This window comes from Paraburkholderia sp. J11-2, from assembly GCF_905220185.1.
Lineage (GTDB): Bacteria > Pseudomonadota > Gammaproteobacteria > Burkholderiales > Burkholderiaceae > Paraburkholderia.
The window spans coordinates 271623-290828 of record NZ_CAJMYY010000003.1 but is presented as its reverse complement, the minus strand read 5'-3'; the positions used below and the strand labels follow the sequence as shown (position 1 = coordinate 290828).

18 protein-coding genes are annotated in these 19206 nt (G+C 65.5%); 15 read left to right on the top strand and 3 right to left on the bottom strand.

Features of this window, described 5'->3' with window-relative positions:
• Positions 1-9 precede the first annotated feature (9 nt).
• The 6 genes from U5A57_RS05730 (at position 10) to ftsB (ending at position 8330) form a co-directional block, all read left to right on the top strand.
• A complete protein-coding gene (locus tag U5A57_RS05730) occupies positions 10-2643 on the top strand; it encodes a ComEC/Rec2 family competence protein (RefSeq protein ID WP_321908943.1) in 2634 nt (877 codons plus the stop codon).
• 76 nt (positions 2644-2719) lie between these two features.
• Complete coding sequence (locus tag U5A57_RS05725; RefSeq protein WP_321908941.1) at positions 2720-3523, top strand: alpha/beta hydrolase; 804 nt, start codon at positions 2720-2722, stop codon at positions 3521-3523.
• Positions 3524-3674: 151 nt separating this feature from the next.
• The gene (locus U5A57_RS05720; RefSeq protein ID WP_321908940.1) at positions 3675-5336 is read left to right on the top strand and encodes a CTP synthase; all 1662 of its coding nucleotides are present in this window, start codon (positions 3675-3677) and stop codon (positions 5334-5336) included.
• Entirely contained in the window at positions 5333-6187 is an 855-nt protein-coding gene (gene kdsA, locus U5A57_RS05715; RefSeq protein WP_028204156.1) for a 3-deoxy-8-phosphooctulonate synthase, read from the top strand. The genes U5A57_RS05720 and kdsA overlap by 4 nt, the downstream gene beginning before the upstream one ends.
• A 335-nt stretch (positions 6188-6522) precedes the next feature.
• Positions 6523-7806, top strand: coding sequence for a phosphopyruvate hydratase (gene eno, locus U5A57_RS05710; protein ID WP_103703989.1), 1284 nt, complete (start codon positions 6523-6525; stop codon positions 7804-7806).
• 101 nt (positions 7807-7907) lie between these two features.
• The gene (gene ftsB / locus U5A57_RS05705) at positions 7908-8330 is read left to right on the top strand and encodes a cell division protein FtsB (RefSeq protein ID WP_321908938.1); all 423 of its coding nucleotides are present in this window, start codon (positions 7908-7910) and stop codon (positions 8328-8330) included.
• Positions 8331-8426: 96 nt separating this feature from the next.
• Here ftsB and U5A57_RS05700 read toward each other — a convergent pair whose 3' ends face one another.
• The 3 genes from U5A57_RS05700 to U5A57_RS05690 all read right to left on the bottom strand — a co-directional run bounded on the left by U5A57_RS05700 (position 8427) and on the right by U5A57_RS05690 (position 10560).
• Entirely contained in the window at positions 8427-8828 is a 402-nt protein-coding gene (locus tag U5A57_RS05700) for a hypothetical protein (protein ID WP_415774212.1), read from the bottom strand.
• A 164-nt stretch (positions 8829-8992) separates the two neighbouring features.
• A complete protein-coding gene (gene hslO, locus U5A57_RS05695; protein WP_321908936.1) occupies positions 8993-9958 on the bottom strand; it encodes an Hsp33 family molecular chaperone HslO in 966 nt (321 codons plus the stop codon).
• Between the two features lie 77 nt (positions 9959-10035).
• Positions 10036-10560 (bottom strand): gamma carbonic anhydrase family protein, encoded by a 525-nt coding sequence (locus tag U5A57_RS05690; protein WP_321908935.1) that lies wholly within the window; start codon positions 10558-10560, stop codon positions 10036-10038.
• A 188-nt stretch (positions 10561-10748) separates the two neighbouring features.
• Between U5A57_RS05690 and U5A57_RS05685 the strand changes: the two genes are divergently transcribed.
• The 9 genes from U5A57_RS05685 (at position 10749) to bamC (ending at position 19198) form a co-directional block, all read left to right on the top strand.
• Entirely contained in the window at positions 10749-11669 is a 921-nt protein-coding gene (locus U5A57_RS05685) for a ferritin-like domain-containing protein (protein ID WP_321908933.1), read from the top strand.
• A 61-nt stretch (positions 11670-11730) separates the two neighbouring features.
• A complete protein-coding gene (locus U5A57_RS05680; protein ID WP_321908931.1) occupies positions 11731-12624 on the top strand; it encodes an alpha/beta hydrolase in 894 nt (297 codons plus the stop codon).
• Between the two features lie 122 nt (positions 12625-12746).
• The gene (locus tag U5A57_RS05675) at positions 12747-13577 is read left to right on the top strand and encodes a 3',5'-nucleoside bisphosphate phosphatase (RefSeq protein ID WP_321908930.1); all 831 of its coding nucleotides are present in this window, start codon (positions 12747-12749) and stop codon (positions 13575-13577) included.
• Positions 13578-13756: 179 nt separating this feature from the next.
• Complete coding sequence (locus U5A57_RS05670; RefSeq protein WP_321908928.1) at positions 13757-14395, top strand: L-threonylcarbamoyladenylate synthase; 639 nt, start codon at positions 13757-13759, stop codon at positions 14393-14395.
• A 61-nt stretch (positions 14396-14456) separates the two neighbouring features.
• Positions 14457-15122, top strand: coding sequence for a site-2 protease family protein (locus U5A57_RS05665; protein WP_321908927.1), 666 nt, complete (start codon positions 14457-14459; stop codon positions 15120-15122).
• A 4-nt stretch (positions 15123-15126) separates the two neighbouring features.
• Complete coding sequence (locus U5A57_RS05660) at positions 15127-16329, top strand: tryptophan--tRNA ligase (RefSeq protein ID WP_321908926.1); 1203 nt, start codon at positions 15127-15129, stop codon at positions 16327-16329.
• An 8-nt stretch (positions 16330-16337) separates the two neighbouring features.
• Complete coding sequence (locus U5A57_RS05655) at positions 16338-16970, top strand: class I SAM-dependent methyltransferase (RefSeq protein WP_321908924.1); 633 nt, start codon at positions 16338-16340, stop codon at positions 16968-16970.
• 44 nt (positions 16971-17014) lie between these two features.
• On the top strand, positions 17015-17920 hold the full coding sequence (gene dapA / locus U5A57_RS05650) for a 4-hydroxy-tetrahydrodipicolinate synthase (protein ID WP_321908921.1): 906 nt from the start codon (positions 17015-17017) through the stop codon (positions 17918-17920).
• Between the two features lie 138 nt (positions 17921-18058).
• Positions 18059-19198 carry an outer membrane protein assembly factor BamC gene (gene bamC / locus U5A57_RS05645; RefSeq protein WP_321908919.1) on the top strand — a complete coding sequence of 380 codons (1140 nt, stop codon included), beginning with the start codon at positions 18059-18061 and terminating at the stop codon, positions 19196-19198.
• The last annotated feature ends 8 nt before the right edge of the window (positions 19199-19206 follow it).

The following is a 19206-nucleotide window of genomic DNA, read 5'->3' as shown; positions in this document are numbered from 1 at the left end:
GGAGGCAGGATGCGGGCGATATGGTGCGGGTTTGCGCTGGGCGTGATTGCCTTGCAGCGGCAGGCTGCGCTACCGGGGTGGGGCGCGTGGGTCGGGCTCGTTCTGGCAATCGTGCTTGCAACCGGGTGGGCGGTTTGGGGGCTCGGCGCCCATGCGCAGGCAGATGACCCACGGATGTTCGGCACGTTTGGCGACCAACGCTGGCGCACGGCGAGCGGCTGGGCGGCGGTGTGGCTCGCAGCAGGCTGCGCAGGCTTTGGCTACTCGGCCTGGCGCGCCGAACTGCGGCTTGCACAGGCGCTTCCCGCCGCCTGGCAGACGCGCAATCTCGACGTCACTGGCTCTATCTCCAGCTTGCCTTCTTACGGCGAAAACGGCGCGAGCTTCCTCTTTCGCGTTGAATCCTGGGGGCCGCACGAAGAAACACACAAAGCCACGTCACGGCTGCCGCAATTGATCCAGTTGTCCTGGGTGGCGCGCGAAGCGCCGCTGCCGCCGCTCGTGCCCGGCGCGCGCTGGCGCCTTGCCGTGCGGCTCAAACGGCCGCACGGCAATGGCAACTTCGGTCTGCGCGACACGGAGGCCACACTGCTCGCGCGCGGCGTGCGCGCAACCGGCTATGTGAGCGATCCGGCGCGGGCTGTGCGATTGCCCGTCGACGCCTCCGGTGTCGGCGTGCGCATCGAACGGGCGCGCGCGGCGCTGCGTGCGCGCATCGACGCGGTGCTCGGCGATGCGCCGCATCGCGGCATCGTTATCGCGCTCGCGACAGGCGCGCAGGACGCGGTCAGCGACGCGGACTGGCGTCTCATGCGCAATACGGGCACGAGCCATCTGGTGGCGATTTCCGGGCTGCATCTTGCGTTCGTCGCGGGGCTCGCGGGGTGGGTCGTCGGTGCAATGTGGCGGCGCGCGCGCTGGCGCGGCGTCGAGGCGCCGCTCTTTGTGCCCGCGCAGAAGGTTGCCGTTGCGGGCGCGTTGCTCGCGGCGGGCATCTATGCGGCGCTCGCCGGCTTCAACGTGCCGGTGCAGCGAGCGCTCTGGATGCTGGCGGTCGTGGCCCTCGCGCTATTCGCCGGGCGCGAAGTCGCGCGCTCGCACGTGCTGGCGTGGGCGCTTGGGCTTGTCCTGCTGCGCGATCCATGGGCAGTGACGGCCGCCGGCTTCTGGCTCTCGTTCTGCGCGGTCGGGGCGATTCTGTTCGCGGCGAGCGGCGTGCCCCGTTTGTACAGGGAAGCGCCACAGGATTTATCGGCTGACGAGATCGATCCGATGCGCGACCGAGCCGAACCACCCGCAGAGCCACCCGCGCGCGACCGCTGGCTTCGGCGTCTCGCCGCCATGGCCTTTCCGCGAGGCGGCTGGCGTGAGGCGATGCGACGCATTGCCTCGCGCGTGGGCGATAGCGCTCGCGTGCAATGGGCCGTCACCCTGGCGCTCGCGCCGCTCACGGCTTACTGGTTCGCGCAGATCCCGCTAATCGGACCGTTCGCCAATGCGTTTGCCATTCCCTGTGTGAGCATGCTTGTCACGCCACTGGTCATCGGGAGCGCGGCGCTACCCGCACCAATCGACGCGTTCGCGCTACGCGTGGCGCATAGCTGCCTCGACGGGTTGGCCGCAACGCTGGGCGCACTCGAAGGCCTGCCGTGGGCGGTACTGCGATTGCCGCAACCCGGAGCGTGGCCGCTCGCCTGCGCGGCCGTGGGCGTCGCCTGGTGTCTTGCGCCGCGCGGCTGGCCGCTGCGCTGGCTCGCGCCGTTCACGTGGCTGCCGTTACTGGTGCCCGCGCCCACAGGGCCGCCGCCGGGCGCTTTCCGGCTCACCGCGCTCGACATCGGGCAGGGTACGTCGGTGCTGGTCGAAACCGCGCATCATCGCCTGCTTTTCGACGCGGGCCCAGGGCCCGAATCGACGCAGGCGGGCGAGCGCATCGTCGTGCCGTATCTGCAGGCGCATGGCATAGGGCACCTCGACGCGCTGATGATCAGCCACGACGATTCCGACCATTCCGGCGGCGCGCAAGCCGTGCTCGATGCCCTTGATGTGGGGCAATTCGTGGCAGGCATTCTGTCCGCGCATCCGCTCTGGGCGAGCGCGCGCGCAAAGGGCGCGCAGACCGTGCAGTGCGCCGCCGGCCAGCGCTGGCGGTGGGACGGCGTCGACTTCGAGGTGCTGTGGCCCGACCCCGGGCCGCTCGCGGGCAAACCCAATGCGCATTGCTGCGTCCTGCGGGTGACAACGGCGGCGAGCGCCGCGCGCGAAACCCAGGCGGGCCCGGTTTCCGCGCTGGTCGCCGCCGACATCGAAGCGGGGGTCGAGCGTACGCTGCTTGCGCGCGACCCCGCGCGGCTGCGCGCGCAGGTGCTCGTCGTGCCGCACCACGGCAGCCGAACCTCGTCGACTGAACCGTTCCTCGACTCTGTCCGGCCGCTCGCCGCGATATTTCAGGTAGGCTATCTGAACCGCTTTCATCACCCGCATCCGGGCGTCTACGCGCGCTACGCGGCCCGTCACATCGTGCTCGCGCGCAGCGACGCCCACGGTGCCGTGCGCGTCGAGGCAGGACCCGGCGCGCTCGCCGTGGAGCGCTATCGCGATACACAGCGGCGCTACTGGATGGACCCGCCCACGCAGGACTGACGCGCCGGGCCGGCAGAGGCAGGGACGCACGCGCGATAGACGAAAGAGATCAACAAAATAGAGAGACAAGCCGCCTTTGAAAAACGTCATCCATTTCTCGCACGCAAACGGCTTTCCGGCCTCGATCTATCGCACGTTCTTCGCCGAACTGGGCGATAACTACGAACTGCGTTACATCGAGCGCATCGGGCACGACGCGCGCTTTCCCGTCACGCGCGACTGGCCGCATCTCGTCGAACAACTGCTCGACGACATTGGCCGCACCTACGAGGAACCCGTATGGCTCGTCGGCCATTCGCTCGGCGGCTACCTCTCTCTTATGGCCGCGCTGAAAAAGCCGCAATGGGTCAAAGGCGTCGTGATGCTCGATTCGCCGGTGATCGCGGGCTGGCGCAGCAGCATGCTGCGGGTTTCGCAGTGGACCGGCCTCGACGAACGGCTTTCACCGGCCGCCGCCACGCGCACGCGCCGCACGAACTGGGCGAGCCGCGACGAGGCCTGGCGGCATTTCCATTCGAAGGCGGCGTTCGCGCGCTGGGACGAGCGTGTGCTGTCCGACTATGTCGACTTCGGCATTCCTCAGACCTCGGTTGACGGCGGCCGCACGCTCGCCTTCGACCGCCAGACCGAATACATGATCTACCGCACGCTGCCGCATACGCTCGGCGCGCGGCTCGCGCACGGCTCGCCCGTGCCGGTGAGCTTCGTCGCGGGCACGCAGTCGCGCGAAGTCCGCCAGGTCGGGCTTGCGGCAACCCGGCGCATTGCGGGCGAGCGTTTTGAGTGGATCGAGGGCAGTCATCTGTACCCCATGGAGCGTCCGATCGAGACCGCGCGCGCGGTGCAGCGCATGCTTTACGCCATGGAAAACGGAGCCTGAGCGCCGGCTTTCCGGCGCTGTTGCTTGCGGGGCAGGGGAGCACGCAGGGCGACACACTACGCCTCGCATTCGACCCACATTCGGCCCGCTCAAAATTCAGGGTTAGCCCTTGCTTTCAGGTATAATCCGTTTTTCCCGCGAGCATTCAGCGATGACCAAATATGTTTTCGTCACCGGCGGCGTAGTTTCGTCCCTTGGCAAGGGTATTGCCGCCGCCTCCCTCGCCGCGATCCTCGAATCGCGCGGTCTGAAAGTCACCCTCCTCAAGCTCGATCCCTACATCAACGTCGACCCCGGCACGATGAGCCCGTTTCAGCACGGCGAAGTGTTCGTGACGGAAGACGGAGCGGAAACCGACCTCGACCTCGGCCACTATGAGCGCTTCATCACCACGAAGATGCGCAAGGCCAACAACTTCACCACGGGCCAGATCTACGAATCGGTGATCCGCAAGGAACGCCGCGGCGACTATCTGGGCAAGACCGTGCAGGTCATTCCGCACATCACGAACGAAATCCAGGCGTTCGTCGAACGCGGCGCCGCATCGGCGACGTGTGGCGAGCCGGACGTCGCGATCGTCGAAGTGGGCGGCACGGTGGGCGACATTGAGTCGCTGCCGTTCCTCGAGGCCGCGCGTCAGATGAGCTTGCGCCTTGGCCGCAACAGCGCGTGCTTCGTGCACCTCACGCTCGTGCCGTTCATCGCCACGGCGGGTGAGCTCAAGACCAAGCCCACGCAGCACAGCGTGCAGAAGCTGCGCGAAATCGGTATCTATCCGAACGTGCTGCTGTGCCGCGCCGACCGCCGTATTCCCGACGACGAACGCGCGAAGATCTCGATGTTCTCGAACGTGCCCGAAGACGCCGTGATCTCGGTGTGGGACGCCGACAGCATCTACAAGATTCCGCAGATGCTGCATGACCAGGGTCTCGACTCGATCGTCTGCGACGAGCTGAAGCTTTCCGCCAAGCCCGCAGATCTGTCGATCTGGTCGGAAATGGTCGAAAAGCTCGAGCACCCGAAGCACGAAGTCACGATCGGCATGGTCGGCAAGTATGTCGACCTGACCGAGTCGTACAAGTCGCTCATCGAAGCGCTGCGCCACGCGTCGATCAAGACGTCGGCGAAGGTGAACATCGAGTACATCGACTCCGAGCAGATCGACGAAGAGGGTGTCGAGAGCCTCAAGCATCTCGACGCAATCCTCGTGCCGGGCGGTTTCGGCCGTCGTGGCACCGAAGGCAAGATCAAGGCGATTCAGTACGCTCGCGAAGCGAAGGTGCCGTACCTCGGCATCTGCCTAGGCATGCAGCTCGCCGTGATCGAATTCGCGCGCGACGTGGTGGGCCTGAAGCACGCGAACAGCACGGAATTCGATCCGGACACGCCTGACCGCGTCGTCGCGCTCATCACCGAATGGGCCGACCGCGAAGGCAAGGTCGAGAAGCGCACCGAAGACTCCGACCTCGGCGGCACGATGCGCCTCGGCTCGCAGCGCTGCCCGATCAAGCCCGGCACGCTCGCGGCGGAAATCTATGGCAAGGATGTGAACGAGCGTCACCGTCACCGTTATGAAGTCAATAACGGCTACGTGCCCAAGCTCGAGGCGAACGGCCTTATCATCAGCGCCCGTACGCCGTCGGAAGATCTGCCGGAAATGATGGAACTGCCGCGCGACATGCACCCGTGGTTCGTCGGCGTCCAGTTCCACCCGGAATTCACGTCCACGCCGCGTGACGGCCATCCGCTCTTCAAGGCGTATGTCGAAGCGGCAGTCGCGCACCATGAGGCGCGCGCCGAGGAGAAAGCATGAATCTGTGCGGTTTCGAGGTCGGTCTCGACAAGCCGTTTTTCCTGATCGCAGGCACCTGTGTCGTCGAATCTGAACAGATGACGATCGACACGGCGGGCCGCCTGAAGGAAATCACGTCGAAGCTCGGTATCCCGTTCATCTACAAGTCGTCCTACGACAAGGCCAATCGTTCGAGCGGCAAGTCGTTTCGCGGCCTCGGGATGGACGAGGGCCTGCGCATCCTCTCCGAAGTGAAGCGCCAGCTCGGTCTGCCCGTGCTGACCGACGTGCACTCGGAAGAAGAGATCGGGCCCGTGGCGTCGGTCGTGGACGTGCTGCAAACGCCTGCGTTCCTGTGCCGCCAGACCGACTTCATCCACGCGTGCGCGCGCTCGGGCAAGCCGGTCAACATCAAGAAAGGCCAGTTCCTCGCGCCGCACGACATGAAGAACGTGATCGACAAGGCGCGCGAAGCCGCGCGTGAGGCGGGTCTTTCCGAAGACCGCTTCTTCGCCTGCGAACGCGGTGTTTCGTTCGGTTACAACAACCTCGTCTCGGACATGCGTTCGCTCGCTATCATGCGCGAGACCGGCGCACCGGTCGTGATGGACGTGACCCACTCGGTGCAGTTGCCGGGCGGGCAGGGCACGAGCTCGGGCGGTCAGCGCGAATTCGTGCCGGTGCTTGCGCGCGCGGCCGTTGCCACGGGCGTGGCGGGTCTCTTCATGGAGACGCACCCGAACCCTGCGCAGGCCAAGTCCGACGGTCCGAACGCCGTGCCGCTGAACCGCATGGCCGATCTGCTCGAAACCCTCGTGACGCTCGACCAGGCGGTCAAGCGCACGCCGTTCCTTGAGAACGACTTCAGCTGAGTTGGGAATTACGTAGTACGGCGCGCCGCTTCGATTGCATGAGCGGCGCGATGGAGGAGCAGCGCGGCGCAGGACCGCGCGCATGGCAAATGTCACGTAACGACATCATGCTGTGCGCAGCGGCGCCAACGCACCGCGTTCGATGTACAAGGCAGCGTGGCAGCGTCTCGGTCACTGGAGCGTGACCGACGCGCTGCGGCAAGTTGAACCTGGCGAGCACGCAGCCTGTCCCATGTGACGGTGTGCCCCGAGCGAGCATAGAAACTGTGCCTCGCGGGCCGATGCAGCAGGCGGCGCAGCTCGCGCAAGAATTACTGTCATTTCCTGAGGAAACCATGAGTGCAATCGTAGATATCATCGGTCGCGAGATTCTGGATTCGCGCGGCAATCCCACCGTCGAATGCGACGTGCTGCTCGAATCGGGCACGATGGGCCGCGCAGCGGTGCCGTCGGGCGCGTCGACCGGTTCGCGCGAAGCGATCGAACTGCGCGACGGCGAAGCCGGCCGCTACAACGGCAAGGGCGTGCTGAAGGCCGTTGAGCACATCAACACCGAAATCTCCGAGGCGATCATGGGCCTCGACGCGTCGGAACAAGCCTTCCTCGACAAGACCCTGCTCGAGCTCGACGGCACCGACAACAAGTCGCGTCTCGGCGCCAACGCCATGCTGGCCGTGTCGATGGCCGTCGCGAAGGCCGCCGCTGAAGAAGCCGGCCTGCCGCTGTACCGCTATTTCGGTGGTTCGGGCGCAATGCAACTGCCGGTGCCGATGATGAACATCGTCAACGGCGGCGCGCACGCGAACAACAGCCTCGACATTCAGGAATTCATGATCGTGCCGGTGAGCCAGCCGACCTTCCGCGAAGCGCTGCGTTGCGGCGCGGAAGTGTTCCATGCGCTCAAGAAGATCCTCTCGGATCGCGGCATGAGCACGGCAGTGGGCGACGAAGGCGGCTTCGCACCGAACTTCGGCAGCAACGACGAATGCCTTTCGACCATCCTGCAAGCGATCGAAAAGGCTGGCTACCGCGCCGGTGAAGACGTGCTGCTCGCGCTCGACTGCGCCGCGAGCGAGTTCTACCACGACGGCAAGTACCAGCTCGCGGGCGAAGGCCTGCAGCTGTCGTCGGCCGAGTTCGCCGACTACCTGGCAACGCTCGCCGACAAGTTCCCGATCGTCTCGATCGAAGACGGCATGCACGAGTCCGACTGGGCCGGCTGGAAGCTGCTGACCGACAAGCTCGGCAAGAAGGTCCAGCTCGTCGGCGACGACCTGTTCGTGACCAACACGCGCATCCTGAAGGAAGGCATCGACAAGGGCATCGCCAACTCGATCCTCATCAAGATCAACCAGATCGGCACGCTGACGGAAACCTTCGCGGCAATCGAAATGGCCAAGCGCGCCGGCTACACGGCCGTGATCTCGCACCGTTCGGGCGAAACTGAAGACTCGACGATCGCTGATATCGCCGTGGGCCTGAACGCGGGTCAGATCAAGACCGGTTCGCTCTCGCGTTCGGACCGCATCTCGAAGTACAACCAGCTGCTGCGCATCGAGGAAGATCTCGGTGATATCGCCAGCTACCCGGGCAAGTCGGCGTTCTATAACCTGCGTTAAGCGGAACCTGCGCCGGCAGCAGCCTTGCTGTCACCCTTCGTCATCTCTCTCCGCCGCCCTGCGTATAGCGCAGGGCGGCGTGTATTTATCCGGCACCTTTCATGCGGCTTGTCACTGTCGTTCTGATCATCCTGCTTGTGCTGATTCAGTATCCGTTCTGGTGGGGCCATGGTGGCTGGCTGCGTGTGCACGAACTGCAGCAGCAACTCGCCCAGCAGCAAAAGCAGAACGACGACGAGAAACTGCGCAACGAGCGCATTGCGGGCGAAGTGCAGGATCTGCAGAGCGGCACCGCTGCTGTCGAGGAGCGTGCGCGCTACGAAATGGGCATGGTGAAGGACAGCGAGGTGTTCGTGCAGTTCGTCTCGCCGAACCAGACGCCACCTGTGACGCCGAGCGGTTCGTCGAATACTTCGACGCGCGGCGAGATGTCGGCGGCGCCGGTGAGGGTGGTGCCGAACCCCGTTTCGCGTGTTCCTGAGAAGCGGCACGGGCACGGGAAGGAAGCGAAGAAGGCGGGTTGAGTGCGCCGCTTGTTCTGAGCACGCGGGCAAGCAAAAAGGCGCGGCATTGAGCCGCGCCTTTTTTCGTTTACGCGTTCGCGCTGGAAAGCTGCGTGATTACCAGCCCCAACCCGGATAGCCGTAGCCAATACCCGTGCCCCAGCCGTGCCCCCAACCGCCGCTGTAATAGCTGCCGTAGACCGTGACGGGCGGCGCATAGGCCCGCGACCACGCCTGTGCGGCAGCTTCCGCTGCCATGGCGTTGTCCTGTTCCGCGAGCACCTGGCGGTCGATTGCGTCGTAGCGCGCTTTTTCGTCGGGCGTGAGCACTGGCGCGGCGGCGGGAAGGCCGGACTGCGCCGCGGGCAGCCGGCTATAGATCGGCGATGGGCCGGGCGGGTCCATCATGCAGCCGCTCGTCGATGCAACGGTCGCGCCGAGTGCAGCCAACACGAGTAGCGCGCCCACGCGCGGCGTGCGGTCGCGCAACGGAAGTGCGAAGCGTTTGTTCTTGATCATGCTTCTCTCCATCTATCGGACGCCTAAATAATTTGAGATGACGGCCGGCCCGCATTTTGGTTCGGACATCCGTCTACGCGCTGCTGTACAGGGCGGCGGCGCAACACGCGTTGCGCCGCATAGGCGTTATCGGCTCAGTGTGCCCTGGTGCGCTTCGGCGCGCCTCAGTGGCGACGCTCGGCAGCGGGGCTCACGCTTTCTGAGAGCCCCGTCACGGCAAAAAGTTGCGCGACATCCACCGGGTCGAACTCATAGCGCTGGTTGCAATAGTCGCAATGAATCTCGACATGACCGCGTTCTTCGATCACGCCATCGACTTCGTCGCGGCCCAGCATCTTGAGCATCGCGCCCACCTTCTCGCGCGAGCACGAGCACTGGAAGCGCGGCGCAAGCGGCTCGAAGTGACGCACATTTTCTTGCCAGAAGAGGCGGCGGAACAACGTCTCGCCGTCTTCCGTGAGCATTTCGTCACGCGTGAGCGTGCCGCCGAGCGTGCAGACGCGCTCCCAGGTATCGAGGTCGTGCTCGCCCTGATGCGGCACGATGCCGCCGTCGCCCGGCAGCTTCTGAAGCAGCATGCCGACCGCGCGGTCGTCGTTTGCGGCGAGCCACAGGCGCGAGTCGAGCTGTTCCGAGTGATGCATGTAATGCTCGAGCACGGCGGCGATCGACTTGAGCGGGCTGCCGTCTTCGCCGTTCAGCGGCACGATGCCCTGGTAGGGCTGCTGGCCCGGCTGCTTTTTCGCCGGGTCGAGCGTGATCACGCAGCGGCCCTGGCCGTCCGGATTCACGAGGTCGGCGAACGTGAGTTCTTCGCTGAGCGGCAGGGCGTTTTCGCCCGTGAAGTCTTCTCCGAGCCGCGCGGTGGCGCGCATTGTCAGATCCGAGCCGCACTGCACGACCAGCATCTTCACGGGGCCGTCGCCGAAGATCTGCATGATCAGCGTGCCGTCGAACTTGAGATTCGCCGAGAGCAGCGCGCACGCCGCCATCATTTCTCCGAGTACGGTGCGTACCGGCGTCGGATACTGGCGGCGCTTGAGCACTTCCTGCCACGCGTTGCCCAGCGAGACGATCTCGCCGCGCACCGGGGCGGCGCTGAACATGAATTTTTGCAACTGGTCGTTCACAATCTTTTCCTTCGTTTGAATCGGGGCGGCGCGGCCCGCGCCGCACGGCGAGAGCTTGTCACTCTCACCTGCGGCTCTCAGCCGATGCGCACGAGCTGCGCCTTGAAAAATTCGCGACGCTGCGCGTAGACATCCGCGTTGCGCTTGAGGCCGGCGATGTCGGCCTCGGTCAGCTCACGCACGACTTTGGCCGGCGCACCGAGAATCAGCGAGTTGTCGGGGAACACCTTGCCTTCCGTGACCACCGCACCCGCGCCAACCAGACAGTTGCGGCCGATTACCGCGCCATTCAAGACCACGGCCTGAATACCGATGAGCGCGCCTTCCTTCACGGTGCAGCCGTGCAGCATGGCCTGATGGCCTACCGTCACGTTCGCTTCGAGCGTGAGCGGGTAGCCGGGGTCCGTGTGGAGTACCGCGCCTTCCTGAACGTTGCTGCGCGCGCCGACGGTAATCGGCTCGTTGTCGCCGCGCAGCGTTGCGCCAAACCAGACGCTCGAGTCTTCGGCCAGTTCGACCTTGCCGATGACGGTCGCGTTGTCCGCGACGAACACGCTTTCGTGAATGGTCGGTGCGGCTTCGCCAAGCTTGTAGATGGCCACGGTGTCGAGTCTCCTGATATTGGGGGCTGCTGCCGGTCCGCGGGCGTCACGCAATGGATGCGGACGACGCGAGGCAGGTGAATCGCGTATTGTAAACGGTTGCGTGCGCGGTCCGCTTGGGGCAGGTTTGGGCGGCTTCGCACAAAGGTTGGGTGCTCCCCGTTTTTCGGTCCCTGTTTCTTCTGCCGATGAATTCCGTTTTCTCCGCTGCCAGCGCAAGCGCTGACGTCTCAACTTCACTGGGTGACGCGTCCACCTGCTGGCGCCTCGCCGCGCTCGCCGCGCTGCGCGAGTGCGACCCGGCCGCCAAGGCCGACGCGGTCCGCGCGCTGCACGCGCAAAGTCAGGCTCACGCCGCGGCGCCGCGCTGGGAGCCGCAACGCGACATTGCGACGCCGGCCGGCTTGCCTGGCCGCCCGAGCGAGCCGCCGCTCGTCGAGCCGCGCGAACTGCAACGCCGCAGCATGAGCACGCCGCAGGGCCGCGTGGTGCTGCTGCACGCGCTGGCCCACATCGAATTCAACGCGATCAATCTCGCGCTCGACGCCGTGTGGCGCTTCCCCGCCATGCCCGACGCTTTCTACGCCGACTGGCTCAAGGTCGCGGCGGAAGAGGCGTATCACTTCTCCCTGCTGCGCGCGCGCCTCGCCGACTATGGTCACGCGTACGGCGACTTCCCCGCGCACAACGGCCTGTGGGAGATGTGCGAGCGCACAAGCACCGACGTGCTCGCACGCATGGCGCTCGTGCCGCGCGTGCTGGAGGCGCGCGGGCTCGACGCCTCGCCGCCCATTCGCGCGCGCCTGAAACAGGCCCGCGACGACGAGTCGGCTGCGATCCTCGACATCATCCTGCGCGACGAAGTGGGGCACGTGCGCATCGGCAACCATTGGTTCCGCCACCTGTGCGAGTCGCGCGGTCTCGACCCGCACGCGGCGTGGCTCGCGCTCGCCGAGCAGTACCACGCGCCGCGCATGCGCGGGCCGTTCAACTTCGAAGCGCGCCGCTCGGCGGGCTTCGACGAGGCCGAACTGGCTTCGCTGGCGGCCCAGGATGCGGCGGAGCAGGCCGCCACGCGGCAGTCAACGGAACGTTACTCGAACGAATGACCTGGCGCAGACGCTCAGCGCCTATATAATCGAACGATCATTCTTTTTTGCGGCGGCGCAAATGAATCAATCCCGTTCCGAATTCGTCGATGTCAATGGCATCCGGCTGCACGTGCGCCGCTGGGGTGAAGAGAGCGCACCCGCGCTCTTCATGCTGCACGGCTGGATGGACGTGGCGGCGTCGTTCCAGTTCGTCGTCGACGCGCTCGACACACGCGGCGGCAACTGGCAGGTGATCGCGCCCGACCTGCGCGGCTTCGGCCTCTCCTGCTGGCCCGTCGCGCAGGGGCAGGGCAGCAATTACTGGTTCCCCGACTACCTTGCCGATCTCGATGCCCTGCTCGCGCACTACGCGCCAGAGGGCCAGATCGATCTCGTCGGACACAGCCTTGGTGCGAACATCGTTTGCCTGTACGCGGGCGTGCGGCCCGAACGCGTGCGACGCGTGGTCGATCTGGAGGGTTTCGGCCTGCCGGCGACGTCACCGAGACAGGCGCCGGCCCGCGTGCGCGAGTGGCTCGACGAGGTCCGTACGCCGCCGCAACTGCGTACCTACGCGTCGCTAGACGACGTAGCCGCGCGGCTCGTGAAGACGAACCCGCGTCTGATCGCGCCCCGCGCGCGCTTTCTTGCCGAACACTGGTCGAAGCCGGACGGCGAGGGCGGCTACGTGCTGCTAGGCGATCCGGCGCACAAGATGCGCGGGCCGCTGCTGTATCAGCTCGACGAAGTGATGGCGATCTGGTCGAAGGTGAGTGCGCGGGTGCTGCACGTCGAAGCGGCCGGCTCCGAAACGCTCGCGCGGCTCGCGGGGGCGGTGCCCATCGACGAATTCAAGAAGCGCTTCGAGGCGTTTCCCGATTGGCGCGAGCGGATCGTCGACGGAGCGGGGCACATGGTGCACCACGACCAACCTGAAGAGGTCGCGCGCCTGATCGAGGCGTTCTGCGCCTGAGTGCCTGGCGCATCGAGCGTTGTGCATCGAGTGTTCATTCGGGCGACGTCGGCGCGCAAGGCGCCGCCCGACGACTTCACTGCGTTGCAGTAAAATGAGCGTTCACCCTTTTCGCACACGCAATGAACGCCGATCTCCACTGTCACTCGACTGTCTCCGACGGCCAACTGGCCCCCGCTGCCGTCGCGCAGCTGGCGAAAGCAGGCGGCGTGAACCTGTGGGCGCTCACCGATCATGACGTGCTCGGCGGCCAGCGCGAAGCGCGCGAGGCGGCTGAAGCGCTCGGCATGCGCTATTTGTGCGGCGTCGAGATTTCGGTGACCTGGGCGTCGCGCACGGTGCACATCGTTGGCTTGCATGTGGATACCGAGTGCGCCGCGCTCGTCGACGGACTCGCGCGCACGCGCGACGGCCGCGCGGCGCGCGCCGAAGCGATTGGCGAGCGGCTCGGCGAACTCGGCATTCCCGATGCGTACGAAGGCGCGCTCGAGTACGTCTCGAATCCCGACCTGATCTCACGTACCCACTTCGCGCGCTTTCTTGTGGAAAGCGGTCGGGCGCAGAACACCCAGGACGCGTTTTCTCGCTGGCTCGGGGAAGGTAAGCCCGGTTACATCGCGCACCGCTGGGCGAAGCTCGCCGACGCCGTCTCGTGGATCAAGGCGGCCGGCGGCGAGGCGATCATCGCGCATCCGGGCCGCTACGCGTACACCCAGCTCGAATTCGACACGCTTTTCGGCGAGTTCATCGATCTGGGCGGCAAGGCCATCGAAGTGGTCACGGGCAGCCATACGCCCAGTCAGTACGGCGAGTATGCGGCCGTGGCGAGGCGCTTTGGTTTCGAAGCGTCGCGCGGTTCGGACTTCCATGCACCCGGGCCCGACGCGATCGAGCCGGGCACGCTGCCGCCGTTGCCTTCCGATCTCAAGCCTGTTTGGGAGCGATGGCTGTAGGCCGCGCATGGCGCGTGGCCCACTGACCCGTCCCTTTGCTGCAAGGCGCTTCGCGCCGGTCAATCCCGCTTTGTCGTCACTTTGTGGTACTACGTGCAGTTGCCTGCCGTTTGCGCGCAGCGCATCGCAGTTTTTCACCACCGCCGTTTTTCTTCGCCATTCGTTAGCTGATTACTGCCATGTCCCAGTTCTTTCGGCTTCATCCAGAAAACCCGCAGCCGCGCCTCGTCAAGCAGGCGGTGGAGATCATCCGCGACGGCGGCGTGATCGCGCTGCCCACTGACTCGAGCTACGCGCTCGCCGCGCGCATCGACGACAAGCACGCGGCCGAGCGTTTGCGCCGCATCCGCGGGCTCGACGAAAAGGCGCTGCTCTCGCTGATGGTGCGGGACCTGTCGGAACTCGCGAACTTCGCCATGGTGGACAATCGCCAGTACCGGCTCATCAAGTCGGTGACGCCGGGACCGTACGTCTTCGTGCTGGTGGCGACGAAGGAAGTGCCGCGGCGTCTGTCTCATCCGTCGCGCAAGACGATCGGCCTGCGCGTGCCCGGTCATCCGATTCCGCTGGCGATTCTCGAAGAACTGGGCGAGCCGCTGCTTGCCTCCACGCTGATCCTGCCGCCCGACACCGAGCCGCTCAACGACCCCGAGGAGATTCGCGAGCGCCTCGAAAAACAGCTCGATCTCGTGATCGACGGCGGGGCGTGCCCGTGCGAGCCGTCCACCGTAATCGATCTCACCGGTGAAGAACCGGTGCTCGTGCGGCCGGGGCGGGGCGCGCTGGCGCCCTTCGGCATCGAAGAGGAAGAGGCATGACGCAACATGCACGGTATGAACGCGGCCAGAGCGCATTGACGCATTGATACAATAGCCCGCCATGGAAGCCAATCTGATTCAGACGATCGTCGTCTACGCGTTGCCGGTCATCTTCGCGATCACGCTGCACGAAGCTGCGCACGGCTACGTCGCGCGCATGCTCGGCGACAACACCGCGTACGTGCTCGGTCGCGTCTCGTTCAACCCGATGCGCCACATCGACCCGATCGGCACCATCGCGATGCCGCTCGTGCTGTATTTCCTGACGAATGGCGCGTTCGTGTTCGGTTACGCGAAGCCCGTGCCGATCGCCTTCAGCAATCTGCGCGATCCGCGCTGGGGCACGCTGTGGGTCGCGGCAGCCGGGCCGCTGTGCAACTTCGTGCAGGCCATCGTATGGGGCGTGTTCGGCGTGGCGCTCGCGGTGCTCGGCGTGGACGAGCCGTTCTTCACGCGCATGGCCGCTGCCGGCGTGGGCGTGAATCTCGTGCTTGGCGTGCTCAATCTCTTTCCGTTGCCGCCGCTCGACGGCGGCCGCGTGCTCGGGGCGCTGTTGCCCACGCGTGCGAGCATTGCGCTCGCGCGTATCGAGCCCTATGGTTTCATCATCGTGATGGGGTTGCTCGTGAGTGGCATCTTCACGCGATTCTGGCTGCGCCCGCTCGTAAGTCTAGGTTACGCCGCGGTCACCGCCATCCTTACCCCTCTTGTGTCGCTCTTTTCATAACATCATGTTCCCAGACCGTATCTTCTCCGGCATGCGGCCCACCGGGTCGCTGCACCTCGGCCACTATCACGGCGTGCTGAAAAACTGGGTGCGCCTGCAGTCCGAGTATCCGTGCTTCTTCTGCGTGGTCGACTGGCATGCGCTCACCACGCACTATGAAACGCCGGATGTCATCGAGAAGAACGTCTGGGACGTGCTGATCGACTGGCTCGCCTCGGGTATCGACCCGAACCAGGCCACGCTCTTCATCCAGAGCCGCGTGCCCGAGCACGCCGAACTCGCGCTGCTGCTCGGCATGAGCACGCCGCTGTCCTGGCTCGAGCGCGTGCCGACCTATAAGGAGCAGATCGAGAAGCTGCGCGACAAGGACCTCGGTACCTACGGCTTCCTCGGCTACCCGGTGCTGATGGCCGCCGACATCCTGCTGTACCGCGCGTCGCTCGTGCCGGTGGGCGAGGACCAGGTGCCGCACGTCGAAATGGCCCGCGAGATGGCGCGCCGCTTCAACTACATGTACGGTCGTGAGCCGGGCTTCGAAGAGAAGGCCAACGAAGCGGCGAAGAAGCTGGGCGGCAAGCGCTCGAAGCTCTATCACGAACTGCGCAATGCCTATCAGCAGGAAGGCAACGAAGAGGCGCTCGAACAAGCCCGCGCGATGCTTTCGGAGTCGCAAAGCCTCTCGATGAGCGATCGCGAGCGTCTTTTCGGCTACCTCGAAGGCTCGCGCAAGATCATCCTGCCGGAGCCGCAGGTGCTGCTCACGGAAGCTTCGCGCATGCCGGGCCTCGACGGCCAGAAGATGTCGAAGTCGTACGGCAACACCATCGGCCTGCGCGAAGACGCCGAGTCGATCACGAAGAAGGTCCGCACCATGCCGACCGACCCCGCACGCGTGCGCCGCACCGATCCGGGCGATCCGGACAAGTGCCCGGTGTGGCAGCTGCACCAGGTCTACACGGACGAGCAGACGCACGACTGGGTGCAAAAGGGCTGCCGTACGGCGGGAATCGGTTGCCTGGAATGCAAGCAGCCGGTGATCGAGGGCATCCTGCGTGAGCAGCAGCCGATGCTCGAACGTGCGCAGAAGTACATGGACGACCCGTCGCTGCTGCGTGCAATCGTTGCGGATGGCTGCGACAAGGCGCGCAAGTTCGCCAACGAAACGATGCGCGATGTGCGCGAGGCCATGGGCCTCTCGTACAGCTGATCGCGCTGATGACGTCGACGCCTGCCGCCGGTTCGCTGGCCCACGGGCTCTCCGAGCCTTCGCGCTGGGTGCGCCGCTGGGCGCACCTGATCGCACCCGGCGGCACGGTGCTCGATGTGGCCTCAGGCGCGGGCCGGCACACCCGCTGGCTCGCGGGGAAGGGCCATCCGGTCACGGCGCTCGACCGCGATGCCGCCGCGCTCGCCACGCTGCATGATGTGACGGGCGTTGCGACATTAGAGTGCGACCTCGAAGGCGCGCCCTGGCCGCTCGCGGCGGATGCCCGTTTTGCCGCCGTGGTCGTCACGAACTACCTGCACCGCCCGCTCATGCCGCGTCTCATTGACGCGCTGGCGCCGGGCGGCGTCCTGATCTACGAAACCTTCGCGCAGGGCAACGAAACGGTCGGCAAGCCATCGACCCCCGCTTTCCTGCTGGCTCCCGGCGAGTTGCTGGCGGTCTGCACGCCCGCGCTGCGGGTAATCGCCTATCAGGACGGATTTCTTTCGCAGCCGCGTGAGGCGTATATTCAGCGCATCTGCGCGGTACGGGAAAAAACGACCTCAGCGTCCCCCGAAAGAGCCGGTAATGTTCCCGAGAACCAGGTCCTACCCGTAACGCGTTACGATCTGACCGGCTAATCCGCTACAATCGCGGTTTAACCGACTCATTTTTCTGGCGTTTCATGGCTAACGGCACTCAGGACGGCATTACGCTGCAAGGCAGCATTCCCGCGATCGTCACCCCCATGCACGAAGACGGCAGTCTCGACCTGCCGGCATTCCGCAAACTGATCGACTGGCACGTAGAAGAGGGGACGGATGCCCTCGTCGTCGTTGGTACGAGCGGGGAGTCCGCCACGCTTGACGTCGAAGAGCACATTCTGATGATCAAGACGGCGGTCGAGCACGCTGCCGGCCGTATGCCGATCATCGCGGGCGCCGGCGGCAATTCCACCGCCGAAGCCATCGAACTCACGAAGCACGCAAAGGAAGTCGGCGCGCAGGCGTCGCTCCAGGTCGTGCCCTATTACAACAAGCCGACCCAGGAAGGCATGTACCGCCACTTCGCGAAGATCGCGGAGGACGTGGACCTGCCGGTCATCCTCTACAACGTGCCGGGCCGTACGGTCGCGGACATGGCGAACGAGACCATCCTGCGTCTGGCCGAAGTGCCGGGCATCATCGCGGTGAAGGAAGCGACGGGTAACATCGACCGCGCCGCGCACCTCATCAAGCATGCGCCGAACGGCTTCAAGATTTTCAGCGGCGATGATCCCACGGCGATCGCGCTGATGCTGCTCGGCGGCCACGGCAATATTTCGGTAACCGCGAACGTTGCGCCGCGCCAGATGAGCGACCTGTGCAAGGCCGCGCTCGCCGGCGACGTCAAGACGGCGCGTGCGATCCATATGAAGCTGTTGTCGCTTCACAAGAACCTGTTCATCGAATCGAATCCGATTCCGGTGAAGTGGGCGCTGCAGGAACTCGGCCGCATCGAAGGCGGCATCCGACTGCCGCTCACGCCGCTCGACGCGCGCTACCACGACGTGGTGCGTGCCGCGCTGCGCGAAGCCGGTCTGGCTGGCTGATCCGATCAGCCAGTCGCCGATTTTTCAACCGACGCCGCCACGGCCCAACCGCCCAATCACTGAAAGACCTCGGACCGACCTCGGACCCACCGTCTCGCAGAGCAAGGCTTAGCGTTCCCGTATCACACGAAGGCCCACATGAAACGTTCCGCTTTTTCCCTCCACGCAACCCGCATGGCGGTGCTGGCGCTTGCACTCGGCTCGCTCGCAGGCTGCGAGTCGCTGAACGACATGTTCGCGTCCGATCGCGTGAACTACAAGGACACGCCGACTGCGCCGCCGCTGAACGTGCCGCAGGATCTGTCGTCGGCGCCGAGCGACCAGAAGTACGTCGCGCCGCCGCCCACGGTCACGCTTGGCGGTGCTGCCCAGCGCACGGTCACGCCGGCCGGCAACGCCACGCTCGGCGTGCCGAGTACGCAGGATCCGTTCGGCATGCACGTCGAGCGCGACGGCGACCGCCGCTGGCTCGTGGTGGACGGCCGCTCGCCGGACGACGTCTGGCCGCAGCTGCAGGAATTCTGGACGGAAAACGGCTTCACGCTGACGACCGACTCGCCGTCCACGGGCATCATGACGACCGATTGGGCGGAAAACCGCGCCAACATTCCGGACGACTGGTTCCGCCGCACGATTGGCCGCGTGATCGACTTCGCGTACTCGTCGGGCACGCGCGATCGCTTCCGCGTGCTGGTCTCGCGCGGCCCGGACGGTCAGACGGATATTTCCGTCACGCATAACGCGATGGAAGAAGTGCTGACGGGCCAGGACAAGACCGGCTCGAAGTGGGTGGAGCGTCCGCGCGATCCGGCGCTCGAAGCCGCGTTCCTCGCGAAGATCATGCAGAAGTTTGGCCTGACCGACGCGCAATCCAAGCAACTTTTGACCGATGCGCGTCCGTCGACGGCGGGCGTCAAGGTCGCCGCCGGTCCTGACGGCACGACGCTCGATCTGCCCGAAGCGTTTGACACCGCGTGGCTGCGCGTGGGCCTTGCGCTCGACCGCACGAACTTCACGGTCGACAACCGCGACCGCGAGAAGGGCCTCTACTACGTGCGCTACGCCGACTCGATGCAGGAGCTCAAGGGCGACGGCCTGCTCGGCAAGCTTTTCTACAACCCGAAGAAGGCTGCGAAGGATCAGGGTCCGGAATACGTCGTGGCGGTTCGCTCGACGGGCAATTCGACTCAGGTTGCCGTGGTCGACCAGACCGGCCGCATCGACACGTCGTCGGACGCGCAACGTATCGTTTCCGCGCTCCATGCGCAGCTGAACTGACGTGCGCT

Bases quoted from the DNA above. Each gene is read 5' to 3' on its own strand.
- U5A57_RS05730 (WP_321908943.1), top strand. From the start codon at position 10: ATGCGGGCGATATGGTGCGGGTTTGCGCTGGGCGTGATTGCCTTGCAG.
- U5A57_RS05720 (WP_321908940.1), top strand. From the start codon at position 3,675: ATGACCAAATATGTTTTCGTCACCGGCGGCGTAGTTTCGTCCCTTGGC.
- kdsA (WP_028204156.1), top strand. From the start codon at position 5,333: ATGAATCTGTGCGGTTTCGAGGTCGGTCTCGACAAGCCGTTTTTCCTG.
- eno (WP_103703989.1), top strand. From the start codon at position 6,523: ATGAGTGCAATCGTAGATATCATCGGTCGCGAGATTCTGGATTCGCGC.
- ftsB (WP_321908938.1), top strand. From the start codon at position 7,908: ATGCGGCTTGTCACTGTCGTTCTGATCATCCTGCTTGTGCTGATTCAG.
- U5A57_RS05700 (WP_415774212.1), bottom strand. From the start codon at position 8,828: ATGATCAAGAACAAACGCTTCGCACTTCCGTTGCGCGACCGCACGCCG.
- U5A57_RS05685 (WP_321908933.1), top strand. From the start codon at position 10,749: ATGAATTCCGTTTTCTCCGCTGCCAGCGCAAGCGCTGACGTCTCAACT.
- U5A57_RS05680 (WP_321908931.1), top strand. From the start codon at position 11,731: ATGAATCAATCCCGTTCCGAATTCGTCGATGTCAATGGCATCCGGCTG.
- U5A57_RS05675 (WP_321908930.1), top strand. From the start codon at position 12,747: ATGAACGCCGATCTCCACTGTCACTCGACTGTCTCCGACGGCCAACTG.
- U5A57_RS05670 (WP_321908928.1), top strand. From the start codon at position 13,757: ATGTCCCAGTTCTTTCGGCTTCATCCAGAAAACCCGCAGCCGCGCCTC.
- U5A57_RS05665 (WP_321908927.1), top strand. From the start codon at position 14,457: ATGGAAGCCAATCTGATTCAGACGATCGTCGTCTACGCGTTGCCGGTC.
- U5A57_RS05660 (WP_321908926.1), top strand. From the start codon at position 15,127: ATGTTCCCAGACCGTATCTTCTCCGGCATGCGGCCCACCGGGTCGCTG.
- U5A57_RS05655 (WP_321908924.1), top strand. From the start codon at position 16,338: ATGACGTCGACGCCTGCCGCCGGTTCGCTGGCCCACGGGCTCTCCGAG.
- dapA (WP_321908921.1), top strand. From the start codon at position 17,015: ATGGCTAACGGCACTCAGGACGGCATTACGCTGCAAGGCAGCATTCCC.
- bamC (WP_321908919.1), top strand. From the start codon at position 18,059: ATGAAACGTTCCGCTTTTTCCCTCCACGCAACCCGCATGGCGGTGCTG.